The organism is Psychrobacter sp. NPDC077938, from assembly GCF_044542635.1.
Classification (GTDB): domain Bacteria; phylum Pseudomonadota; class Gammaproteobacteria; order Pseudomonadales; family Moraxellaceae; genus Psychrobacter.
In genome coordinates this window covers 70,597-82,966 of the sequence record NZ_JBITUW010000005.1, presented here as the reverse complement: position 1 = coordinate 82,966, position 12,370 = coordinate 70,597, and the positions used below count along the sequence as shown (strand labels likewise).

The following is a 12,370-nucleotide window of genomic DNA, read 5'->3' as shown; positions in this document are numbered from 1 at the left end:
TCGATAACGCAAAAGGAGTAGTGACGTGGTAGAGATGACTAGTAATCAGGGCAGCGGTGATGTTAACGATATGATTGACGTTAATAATGTTGAAGACGGTGCTAATGACAATATTAATAAAGAGATTAATGTAGATAATAGCCCAAATAATTTAGCAGAAATCGAATGGCAACGCTCAGCAGATGGCAGCTATTCACCGAGCAGTTATATCAATCGTGATTTGTCTTTACTACAGTTTCATCTGCGGGTATTAGCGCAGGCATCTAGTTCGCGTCATCCATTGCTTGAGCGCTTATTTTTCTTGATTATTTTTTCATCCAATCTTGATGAGTTTTTTGAGATTCGTGTCGCCGGTATCATGCAAAAGCTTAACATCGGTGATGTATCGACCAGTGCTCACGGCATGCGTCCTAGCGAAGTGCTAAACGAGATATCTATTATCACTCATGCGGCAATCAGTGAGCAGTATCGTATTCTCAATGAGGATATCTTGCCAGCGCTTGCGCTCGAAGATATTCGCTATCTCAAACGTGATGAGCTAAACGCTGAGCAGTCTGCATGGATGAAGCGCTATTTTACGGAGCAAGTCGTACCCGTATTGACACCGATTAGTATTGATCCCGCGCATCCATTCCCACGTCTTGTAAATAAAAGCTTAAACTTTATTGCCACGTTGGAAGGTAAAGACGCCTTTGGACGTGATATCAACTTAGCGATTGTACCTGCGCCGCGCAGTCTGCCGCGTGTGATTCGTCTGCCAGATGAGCTGACTGGTGGCAAAGAGCATCATGTGATGCTATCCGCTATTATTCATGAGCATATCGGTGAGCTATTCCCTGGGATGAGTGTGACAGGCTGTCATCAATTTAGGCTGACACGTAATGCCGATTTAGACTTGGCTGATGATGTTGAAGACATTGCCAAAGCACTAGAAGGCGAGCTTGAAAACCGTCGCTTTGGTGATAAGGTGCGCCTTGAGGTCACAACCGATTGCCCAACACATATCAGTGAGTATCTGCTTAATGAGTTTGAGTTGCATGACAATCAGCTATACCGTGTCAATGGCCCAGTCAATCTAACGCGCTTGCTATTTGACTTTAATATTCCTGCGCTACGCTACCAGCCATTTACTCATGTCGTGCCAAAGGCATTTCGCCGAGAAATGGATAAGTCAGATAAATCGACCAGTATGTTTGCTGCCATGCGTAAAAGCGATGTGTTGGTTCATCATCCTTTTCATGCGTTCTCACCGATTATTAATTTACTTTGGCAAGCAGCAAGCGATCCCAAAGTATTGGCGATTAAGCAAACGCTATATCGTTCAGGCACCAATTCAGAAATCGTCAAAGCACTTGCAGCCGCTGCTCGTAATGGCAAAGAAGTTACGGCTGTTATCGAGCTGCGTGCGCGTTTTGATGAAGCGTCTAATATCGCAGTTGCTAACTATCTACAAGAAGCAGGCGCGGTCGTGGTCTACGGTATCGTCGGTTACAAGACCCATGCCAAGCTCATGCTAATCGTACGCCGCGAGGAAGACCGAATCCGCCGTTATGTGCATCTGGGCACCGGTAACTATCACGCGGCAAATGCCAAGGTTTACACAGATTATGGTCTGTTTAGCGCCGACCCTGATATCTCAGAAGACGTTCACAAGATCTTCCAAGAGCTAACCGGTATGGGCAAACCTGCCAACCTCAAAAAACTGCTACATGCACCGTTTACTTTGCATGAGAAGTTGATGAGCTTTATCGATGATGAAATCGCTCATGCCAAAGCGGGCAAACGTTCTCATATTATTATCAAAGCCAATGCGTTAACTGAGCGCCGCCTCATTGATAAGTTATATGATGCCTCGCAGGCAGGCGTTAAGATTGAGCTGATTTTGCGGTCTATGTGTTGTCTACGTCCACAAGTAAAAGGACTCTCCGAAAATATCACTGTGCGCTCTGTTATCGGACGGTTTTTAGAGCATACGCGCGTTTATTATTTCTATAATAATGGCGATGAGCGTTTATACTGCGGTAGTGCAGACTGGATGGATCGTAACCTGTTCCATCGCGTAGAAGTGGCGTTCCCGATTGAGAACAAAAAACTGTTTAAGCAGATTTATCAAGATGGCTTAATTAACTACTTACAGGATAATACGCAAGCATGGACACTTGATGGCACTGGCGTTTGGCAGCAGCTACAGCCAGCAGCAGGTGAGGAGCCACACGTCGCACAAGAGCATTTATTAAAAACGATTAATCGTGTCGAAGAGTCTAGCTAATTTGCAAAGATACTTTTAGGCGATAATTAGCTATTTGATTATCTATCTGACCAAGCACTGGTAAATACTGGTGCTTGGTTTTTTTGTGCTCACCAATTGCAAAAGTTACAAACTGACTTGCAACCTCACAATTATTCACATATTGATACGGCAGTACACTGGTGCATTACCCAAGGTCATACCTATAATTAATATCAATTCTGACGCTACTTTATAAGTATTGGTTACTCATTTGAGCGTTGGTACAATCTCGAAACGTATATCTATTTGACTGTCTAAAGCCGTCTAATCAAATCACAAGAATAGGAAATAAACCATGAGTACTACTAACGATGACAATTCAGATATCAAGCAAGCTGCAGAACAGGTAAATGGTCAGGAAGTTGAGAAGAACTTAGCAGAGAATAAAAAGGTTGATGCTCCTGAATCATTAAGCGAAGAAGAGCAAACGCCTTTTATCGATGATGATCTACGTACTGATAAGTAATCTGCGACATCAAACATCGAATTAATAATAACCAATAATAAAGCGAGGGATACGCCATGACTATGCAAGTACCAGTAGCAACGGAGACAGAAGAAAAAGTAATCGTGGATGACCCTGCTGCTAATGAGTTAGAAAACCCTAAAGATAGCTATGCAGGGCGCAAGCACAAGCCTGAAATCGATGGCCCTGAGCAAGACTCACAAGAGACCGACGAAGTTTATGCTGATCCACGTAAAGAAGAGAATCTTCCAGCAGGTGGCAAGAACGCAGCAGAACTAAGTGCCTACGACTTGAGCCAAAAAGGTAATGAGTAAAGAAATATAGGTAACTGCGGGCTAACCAAATCGACAAAATTATGAATATAAAAAGAGGATATGATAATGCAAGCCAAAGACTCAGCAATAGACAAGACAAAGGTACTAGGAACTGACGATCATAGTGCAATTGAAAAAAATACCACTGAGAACAAAGGGACCGATACTTTTGATGAATCTGTAGTCGACTCAGAACACGTAAATGATAATGACAATCCAGCGCGCCAACCAGATCGTCGTGATCAAGAAGGTAGCACCGCGTTTGATGACAATATCAATGAAGATACTGTCGGTAGTGCAGCACCTAAGAGCGAAGGTATTAATGATTTAAATCGTTATGCCAACATTGATAACGCACAAACCCGTATCTTAAATCCTGATGAAAAAGATTAGATAGGTTTAAATTTCGACAGATCTATAGTGTTTCTTGGGTTAGACGAGTAATTATCATAATAGGGAGTACCAATGAATAACTCACATAATGAAAGCGTCAACAACGATCATAAACTAAAAGATGCAGATGATAATAATGGTATTGTCCCTGATGATGCATTACAAAAGGTAAATCCAGCTGCAGCAGAAAAGGCTACGGAAGACCATGATCCGCATAACGTCGCTAAGAGTAACAAACAGTATGATAGTCCATTGATGGAAGATAAAAAGTAAGAATTAACTATATCAATAGCTATTAGTATTTGTACATAAATATGCATTTGTATATAGATAAAAAGGCACTGTGTTTGGGAAGAGTATATAACTCGTATCAAACACAGTGCCTTTATTGCTTCCTACATTTTTACTTTCTACATTATATAGGTATTAGGTTTAGGTAAAGCGTGGGCCTTATGCAGGTGTACCACTGTGAAAACGTAGCTCAGCATCTGGGCTACTGATTAATTCAGCTTCTACCTCTTTAAAGAAAGCGACTCGCTCATCGATATTCTCGTCCGATAATGATTGAGCAAGCGCGAGATAATCCTCGAAATGACGACTCTCTGACTTCAGTAGATAACGATAATATTTTGCCAAACGCTCATCATCGATGACTTCGGCCAACGCTGCAAAACGCTCACAAGAGCGCGCCTCAATAAATGCCCCGATTATCAATACATCGACCATCGCTGCTGGCTCGTAAGTGCGTTTGTGCTTCAACATACCCTTAGCATAGCGTCCAGCACTCAGATATTTCCACTCTTGGCCGCGCTCATTCATGATACCCAGTACTTGCTCGTAGTGCAGCATCTCTTCACGTATTAGCTGTGCCAGTTTACGTTGCAAATCATACGAGAACTCATAACGAAATATCAAATTCATCGCAGTACCAGCGGCCTTTTTTTCGCAGTTGGCATGGTCTTGAATGATCATAGGTAGGTTTTCAATCGCGGCATTTACCCAAGATTGCGTGGTTCGAGCCCCTAAGAAATTATAAACAGGAGATAAGTCTACCTTTATAGGAGTACGTAGATGCGTAATATCGACACTGTCTTCTTCAGGCAGCTCTTTTTCAGACAGCTCTTCTTCGATTAGATCTGTTTCGGCACTATTATTTACAGTTTGAGAAACATTTTCTTCGACAGATTTTTTCTCGATACTATCGTTATTTATAGTATTTGATGTTGATTGTAATGTTGCGAGGTCTTGTTGATTGATAGTCATAGTCTAAGAAAGCTTTATTTATGAATGGTAATACCAGTAATTATATCGTTAGTCTGACCTAGATACGATGCTAAATAACTGACAGTCATCAATAAGTGTTTATTAATAGATAACGGTTAAGCATAATTAAAGGTATTAATGATTACTTACTGTTTATATTGGTTTTGCTGCATCTATCTCCCAGATGATGATTATAGCTCCTAGAGTAAGCCACTCATACATTATCATTATCAAACAGCCTAAGTATTTACTTAGTGAATGGTGTTTCCTTGTTAATTTTATTATTTGATAGTAGGATGAGATTTTGCTCTTTAAGCATTTCGTTTTACTTTTATGATTCACTATTAGTAAAGAGTAAACCTGACATTAATAAGTTACCTTTTATTAGAACATTAAATTTGTAGATATATCTTCGTAGAAAAATTAGAGAATCAAAGATTCCATAACGAATGAGATATGAACGTTTAAAACCTCACAAGATTAAAAACTCTTAAACAGTTACTGTCACAACTCAGTATTAGTACCCCTCACGAACAGATAAGGATAACAATATGAGCCAGTCTTCTAACACCAATCGTATTCAAAAAGGCAGTCTTGCCATCGATCAGCAGTTATATGACTTTATTGAAAACGAAGTACTACCGAAAGTCGGTGTGGATTCAGACGATTATTGGTCAGGTTTCGAAAAAGTTATTAAAGAATTTACCCCGCGCAATAAAGCGTTGCTTGCAACTCGTGACAAGATTCAAGCGCAGATTGACCAGTGGCACCTAGATAATCCTGCAAAAGATGGCGAAATAGATTATCCAGCTTATAAGACATTTCTACAAGAGATTGGTTATTTGCTACCGGAAGGTGAAGCATTTACGGTTGATACCAAAAACGTCGATGACGAAATCGCACACATCGCAGGGCCGCAGCTAGTCGTACCAGTTCGTAATGCTCGTTATGCGCTCAACGCGACCAATGCACGTTGGGGTAGCTTATATGATGCCTTGTATGGCACCGATGTAATTAGTGATGAGAATGGTCAAAAGGCGACTGGTAGCTATAATCCTACTCGCGGCGCTGCTGTTGTCGCGTATGCCAAAGCGTTCTTAGATGAGCACTTTACACTAGCATCCGGCTCTTACAATGATGTGACTGGCTTTAAAGTAGTCGATGGCAAGCTTGAGGTCGTACAAGGTGATAGCAGTACCGAGCTAAAAGATACGGCTAAGTTTGTTGGCTTTGTTGGTGAAACTGAATCTCCTACAGGTGTACTATTAAAGAACAACGGCTTGCATGCTGAGATTCAAATCGATAGTAGTCATCCAGTGGGTAAAGACGATCCAGCAAACATCAAAGATGTACTGCTTGAGTCGGCTATGACAGCCATTCAGGATTGTGAAGATTCAGTCGCTGCGGTAGATGCAGAAGAAAAAGTCGAAGTCTATCGTAACTGGCTTGGCTTAATGAATAGCGACTTACAAGAAACCTTTGAAAAAGGTGGCAAAACGCGTACACGTAAGCAAAACCCAGATCGTGAATATAATACACCAGATGGAGGCAAGCTGATCTTGCCAGGTCGTTCGCTATTATTAATCCGTAACGTCGGTCACTTAATGCAGAATCCTGCTATTTTGGTTGATTTAGGCGAAGGACAAGAGCAAATATTTGAAGGTTTAATGGATGGCTTAATCACGCCACTATTATCACTTAATGATATCAAAGGTAAAAACAAGCTATCAAACTCACGTCAAGGCTCAATGTATATCGTGAAGCCAAAGATGCATGGCCCTGAAGAAGTTAAAATGGCCAATGACTTATTTAATGCATCAGAGGATCTATTAGGTCTAGAACGCAATACGCTCAAAATCGGCATCATGGATGAAGAACGCCGTATGACGGTCAACTTAAAAGAAGCAATCCGCCAAGCCAAAGAGCGCGTTATCTTCATTAACACAGGTTTCTTAGATCGTACTGGTGATGAGATGCATACCAGCATGAATGCAGGTCCATTTGTACCAAAAGGCGAGATGAAATCGCAAGCATGGCAGCCTGCTTACGAGCAGTGGAACGTCGATATCGGTCTAGAGACAGGCCTACAAGGTCGTGCGCAAATCGGTAAGGGTATGTGGGCTAAGCCTGATGAAATGAAAGAGATGATGGATACTAAAGCCGCTCATCCTAAGTCTGGTGCCAGCACTGCATGGGTACCATCACCAACGGGCGCTACCTTGCATAGCATACACTATCATCAAGTAAGCGTAGCTGATGTACAAGACACGCTAAAATCACGCGAGCGTGCTAGCTTGGATGATATCTTGACCATTCCATTAGCAAAAAATACCGACTGGACTGATGAAGAGAAGCAGCAAGAGCTTGAAAACAATGCTCAAGGCATCTTGGGTTATGTCGTACGCTGGGTAAATCAAGGCGTTGGTTGCTCCAAGGTGCCTGATATCAACGATGTCGGTCTCATGGAAGATCGTGCTACTTTGCGTATTTCAAGCCAACATATTGCTAACTGGTTGCATCATGGCGTGGTTAGCGAGCAGCAAGTGATGGATACGATGAAACGCATGGCCAAGGTCGTCGATGAGCAGAATGCAGGCGATGATGACTATCAATCAATGGCAGATAGCTTTGATAGCTCTTATGCATTCAAAGCCGCCTGTGATTTAGTCTTCAAAGGACGCGCACAGCCTAGTGGTTATACTGAGCCATTGTTGCATCAAGCACGTTTGGATCTTAAAGCAAACGCTTAGAACAATAGACTAAATATGACAGGTATTTGAGCATACTTGATAAGCAAGTATGCCAGTCAGTCTTGCTCGTTTGTAACTAATAAATGTGTCAAAAATAAGTCATGAACTGTTTTATAAGCGCTATTTTTGATCAATAAATAGCGCTCTTTTTTGGCATATTACTTAGTATCTATTACGTGTGTTTAAGACTATTAGTAACGGTATTAACCAATATTATTCGTATCTAATTGAGTAAATAGAAGTTTTTTCACAATCGTTCAAATATAAGAAACCATCTGTTATTCGATAACGCGTGTATCGAAAAAGCAAAAAAATATGTTGCAAATTATGTCAAAGTTGTTATGCTTGTATTCGAAGTATGAGTTTGGTAACGGATGTTACGCACGGAGCAATAAAGACCAAACGTTACATGGCAGTTGCGTTGTTTAATCCCAGTCATGTGTGTCATGGTTTTTTACCTTACTGTAATAGAAATTCGCCACACTTGTTTCTGACTAATCTCGGTAGCCAGTTACACATTATATCTTTGAGGATTTGTGACGATACCATTATGGGCGCCAGCTAATAATAGCTTGCTCATTACTACAATTGTAAAGTGGAGATACCCCATGAAAAAACTACTTTTAGCTACAGCAATCGCAGCCCTATCTGTATCTGCAGCCAATGCAGCACCTACCGTTTATGGTAAAGCTTTCGTTACTGCTGACTATGTAAATGCTGAGCGTGATGGCGACAATGATCTATATGACGTAGATAGCGATTCAGTACAAATCAACTCAAACATTTCACGCCTTGGTTTCAAAGGTTCTGAAGCGATGACTGCTAACACTGATGTTATTTATCAGTTAGAGTATGGCATTGCTATCGATGGTACTGATGACAACATCGGCTTCAAAAGCCGTGATACTTATCTTGGTCTAAACAACAAAGACTTTGGTCAGTTCCGTTTTGGTCGTAACTACTCAGTAACTGACTACATCAACAACGTGACTGTTACTGAAGGCTACTGGGACAACCTAGGTGTTAGTAACCTTGATATGGAAGGCGATGTACTTGATGCTGTAACTATGGCTGATGGCGGTCGTGTAAACAACTCTGTCGTATGGATTGCACCTAAATATAACGGTTTGCCTTTAGAGCTTGCTCTTCAATACGGTGCTGACGAATCATTTGTTTCTGACAGTGATGACCGTGACAGTGGCTATGGTGCTTCTTTAATGTTTGACCAAGGTACTGGCTTCACTGCTGGTGTTGCTTACGAAAAAGACATGAGCCAAACTGGTGACCTTTTACGTGGTAGTGCTACTGTTGATCTAGGTAAATACATGGCTGCACCAGTTATGCTAGGTGCTATGTATCAAGTAGCTGATTTCGATGACGGTGCTAAAGACGAAAAAGGTCTAATCGTAAGCGCTGAAATGGGTCTAAACAACTTTGCTCGTCCAGCCTCTGTATATGTACAGTATAACGGTACTGAAAACTTAGCTGGTGTTAACAACCGTGATTCAGATCAAGTGGTTGTAGGTGGCAAATATAACTTCAAAGACAACATGATTGCTCATGCTTATATTGGTAACAACTCTGCTGAAGATAAAGATACTAATACTGATCTTGATGTATTCGCATTGGGTGGCGGTCTAGAATACTTATTCTAATATCACACTTAAGTAGAATATATAAAAAACTCATCCTTCGGGGTGAGTTTTTTTATGCGATAAAGAATGATAACGGCTATGTAAACTTTGGTTTTTTCATCTTACTGTAATATTTGCTTGGTAAAGTTATGTCTAAGCAGTTCTTATGGCTCGCTATATATATGGTTCCGAAGGTGTAAGACCTTGCCATTATATATCTAACGATCTTAGATCATTTATCACTCAAATCGTAAAGTGGAGATATCCTTTGAAAAAATTACTTTTAGCTTCAGCAATTGCAATGCTATCAGTTTCTACTGTTCAAGCAGCCCCAACTGTCTATGGTAAGGCATTTGTGACTGCTAACTATGTAAATGCTGAGCTTGACCGCCAGTCGATGGATTTGCCAAACGATGCTATCAATGTCAACGAAGACAACAGCTCGGTACAAGTTAGCTCACACTCTTCACGTTTAGGATTCAAAGGATCTGAGGCAATAACTGCTAATACAGACGTCATCTACCAATTAGAGTACGGTATCAAAATCGATGACAGTGGCAGTGACAATATTGGTTTCAAAAGCCGAGATACTTATCTGGGTCTAAAGAATAAAAACTTTGGTCAATTCCGATTCGGTCGTAACTACTCAGTTTCTGATTATGTCAACAACGTGACTGTAAATGAAGGATACTGGGATAACATTGGTTCGAGCTCTTTAGGTAGTAGCAATACACTAACTGAAGCACTTACCTTGACTGATGGTGAGCGTATCAATAACTCAATCGTGTGGATTGCACCTAAATATAACGATTTACCAGTAGAGCTTGCACTACAATACGGCGCTGATGAGTCTTTTGTTTCTGATAGTAGTGATCGCGATAGTGGCTTCGGTGCTTCGTTGATGTTCGATCCGGGCACTGGTTTTACCGCAGGTGTTGGATATGACAAAGATATGAGTGTCACAGGTGAGATTCTACGCGGTAGTGCTAGTGTCGACCTAGGTAAATACATGGCTTATCCAGTGAAGCTAGGCGCGCTATACCAACAAGTAGATTTTGATGACTCAAACGATGAAGAGAAAGGTTTGGTCGTCAGTGCTGAAATGGGTCTAACCAACTTCTCACGTCCAGCTTCTGTTTATCTACAGTATGATAAGACTGAGAACTTAGCAGGTCTAGGCGGCAATGATTCAGACCAAATCGTATTGGGCGGTAAGTATAAATTCAAAGACAATATGATTGCACATGCTTATATCGGTAAAAACTCTGCAGATTTAGAAAATGGTCTCCTAGTAGTCAGAGACTACGATGACAATACTTCTGAAGAAGTCGTTGCACGCGGGGATGCGGATGTATTCGCTATCGGCGGCGGTTTAGAATACAAATTCTAAATTAGATTGTCTTATAAGTTATTTAAAAAAACTCATCCTTCGGGGTGAGTTTTTTGTTGTGTAGCGTTTTAATAATAGAAAAATGTTTGCTACCAGCACGAAAATATAAGAGTTTCAGACAGTTTGCATTTTTGCCCTATATTTTATGGCGTATTTTTAGTAAAATCCTTCTTTACCAATTACCGACAGAGTACTATGACCAAGTTTATATTCGTGACCGGTGGGGTAGTGTCCTCACTAGGAAAAGGTATCACCGCAGCTTCTCTTGCAGCGGTCTTAGAAGCACGTGGCGTGACTGTCACGATGACCAAAATGGATCCGTATATTAACGTCGATCCAGGTACAATGAGCCCGTTTCAGCATGGTGAAGTATTCGTCACTGAAGATGGCGCAGAGACCGATTTAGATTTGGGTTATTACGAGCGCTTCTTGCGTCACTCAAAAATGAGTAAGAGTAATAACTTTACCAGTGGCCGTATTTATCAGAACGTGTTGAATAAAGAACGCCGTGGTGAATATCTAGGCGGTACTGTACAGGTTATTCCACATATTACTGATGAAATCAAAAACAAAATCCTTGCCAGTGGCGAAGGGTATGATATCGCTATTATCGAAATTGGCGGTACGGTTGGTGATATCGAATCACTTCCGTTTATGGAAGCCGTACGTCAGATGCAAGTAGAGCTTGGCCGTAATAGAGCCATGCTAATGCATCTTACTTTAGTACCGTATATTGCTAGTGCGGGTGAGACCAAAACTAAGCCAACACAGCATTCAGTAAAAGAGCTGCGCTCTATTGGCCTACAGCCTGATATCCTAATTTGCCGCTCTGACCATCATATCTCACAAGACAACCGTCGTAAGATTGCGCTATTTACCAACGTTGAAGAGCGTGCGGTAATCATGTGTGAAGATGCACAAAGTATCTATCAAATCCCGCGCACATTACACGAGCAGGATCTTGATGATCTAATCTGTGAGCGTTTCGGTCTTGACGTACCTGAAGCTGATTTGAGCGATTGGGACAAAGTGGTTGAAGCTCAGTTGAATCCAGAAGGAACAGTGACTGTTGCGATGGTTGGCAAATATGTTGAGCTTCCAGATGCTTATAAGTCTATTAACGAAGCATTGCTACATGCTGGTATCACTCATAAAGTAGACGTGAAGATTGACTATATCGATGCTGAACGTCTAGAAGATGACGATACTTTACTTGCGCAGCTAAACGATGCTGATGCTGTCTTAGTACCAGGTGGTTTCGGTGAGCGCGGTACGATGGGTAAAATAAAAGCCATCACTTATGCTCGTGAAAACAACGTCCCATATTTAGGCATTTGTCTTGGTATGCAGTTGGCTGTGATTGAGTATGCACGTAACGTACTTAACATTAACGCCAACTCTTCTGAGTTTGATCGTAAAACAGCTGAGCCTATCATTGGTCTGATCACTGAGTGGTTAGATGAGCGCGGCGAGCTACAGATTCGTAGTGATGATTCAGACCTTGGTGGCACGATGCGTCTGGGCGCACAGCAAGCAGAGCTAGTTTCTGGCAGTAAGCTAAGCCAAATTTATGGTGCAAGCAATATCACTGAGCGTCATCGCCATCGCTATGAGATGAATAACCGTTATATCGAGCCGCTAGAGCAAGCAGGTATGACCATCTCTGGTTATTCTGCCAAGCAGCACTTGGTAGAGTCGGTTGAGATTTCTGAGCATCCATGGTTTGTTGCTGTACAGTTCCATCCAGAGTTCACTAGCTCACCACGTGGTGGTCACCCATTGTTTAATAGTTTTGTAAAAGCGGCTAAGAACCACAACGAAGCAAAATAGTTCTCAAAATGTAATGTAAAGTGAAAGCGTTTATTATAAA

Annotated in this window: 10 protein-coding genes; 9 read left to right on the top strand and 1 reads right to left on the bottom strand. The window is 41.5% G+C overall.

The features are described 5' to 3' along the window. Positions 1–34 precede the first annotated feature (34 nt). The 5 genes from ppk1 to ACIGBM_RS09710 all read left to right on the top strand — a co-directional run bounded on the left by ppk1 (position 35) and on the right by ACIGBM_RS09710 (position 3,736). Positions 35–2,269, top strand: coding sequence for a polyphosphate kinase 1 (gene ppk1, locus ACIGBM_RS09730; RefSeq protein WP_397477730.1), 2,235 nt, complete (start codon positions 35–37; stop codon positions 2,267–2,269). A gap of 316 nt (positions 2,270–2,585) precedes the next feature. Continuing rightward, the gene (locus ACIGBM_RS09725; protein WP_185156594.1) at positions 2,586–2,756 is read left to right on the top strand and encodes a hypothetical protein; all 171 of its coding nucleotides are present in this window, start codon (positions 2,586–2,588) and stop codon (positions 2,754–2,756) included. A gap of 56 nt (positions 2,757–2,812) precedes the next feature. Next, the gene (locus ACIGBM_RS09720; protein ID WP_397477613.1) at positions 2,813–3,070 is read left to right on the top strand and encodes a hypothetical protein; all 258 of its coding nucleotides are present in this window, start codon (positions 2,813–2,815) and stop codon (positions 3,068–3,070) included. A 66-nt stretch (positions 3,071–3,136) separates the two neighbouring features. After that, positions 3,137–3,463 (top strand): hypothetical protein, encoded by a 327-nt coding sequence (locus ACIGBM_RS09715; RefSeq protein ID WP_397477612.1) that lies wholly within the window; start codon positions 3,137–3,139, stop codon positions 3,461–3,463. 72 nt (positions 3,464–3,535) lie between these two features. Next, the gene (locus ACIGBM_RS09710) at positions 3,536–3,736 is read left to right on the top strand and encodes a hypothetical protein (protein WP_397477611.1); all 201 of its coding nucleotides are present in this window, start codon (positions 3,536–3,538) and stop codon (positions 3,734–3,736) included. 177 nt (positions 3,737–3,913) lie between these two features. Here ACIGBM_RS09710 and ACIGBM_RS09705 read toward each other — a convergent pair whose 3' ends face one another. Further along, positions 3,914–4,726: a tRNA-(ms[2]io[6]A)-hydroxylase gene (locus ACIGBM_RS09705; protein WP_397477610.1), complete on the bottom strand. Its 813-nt coding sequence runs from the start codon at positions 4,724–4,726 to the stop codon at positions 3,914–3,916. Positions 4,727–5,277: 551 nt separating this feature from the next. Between ACIGBM_RS09705 and ACIGBM_RS09700 the strand changes: the two genes are divergently transcribed. From ACIGBM_RS09700 to ACIGBM_RS09685, 4 genes are all read left to right on the top strand, one after another. Then, a complete protein-coding gene (locus ACIGBM_RS09700) occupies positions 5,278–7,476 on the top strand; it encodes a malate synthase G (protein WP_397477609.1) in 2,199 nt (732 codons plus the stop codon). 608 nt (positions 7,477–8,084) lie between these two features. After that, complete coding sequence (locus ACIGBM_RS09695) at positions 8,085–9,131, top strand: porin (protein ID WP_394124954.1); 1,047 nt, start codon at positions 8,085–8,087, stop codon at positions 9,129–9,131. Positions 9,132–9,378: 247 nt separating this feature from the next. Next, positions 9,379–10,500: a porin gene (locus ACIGBM_RS09690; RefSeq protein WP_397477608.1), complete on the top strand. Its 1,122-nt coding sequence runs from the start codon at positions 9,379–9,381 to the stop codon at positions 10,498–10,500. A gap of 195 nt (positions 10,501–10,695) precedes the next feature. Further along, positions 10,696–12,330: a CTP synthase gene (locus ACIGBM_RS09685; protein ID WP_397477607.1), complete on the top strand. Its 1,635-nt coding sequence runs from the start codon at positions 10,696–10,698 to the stop codon at positions 12,328–12,330. The last annotated feature ends 40 nt before the right edge of the window (positions 12,331–12,370 follow it).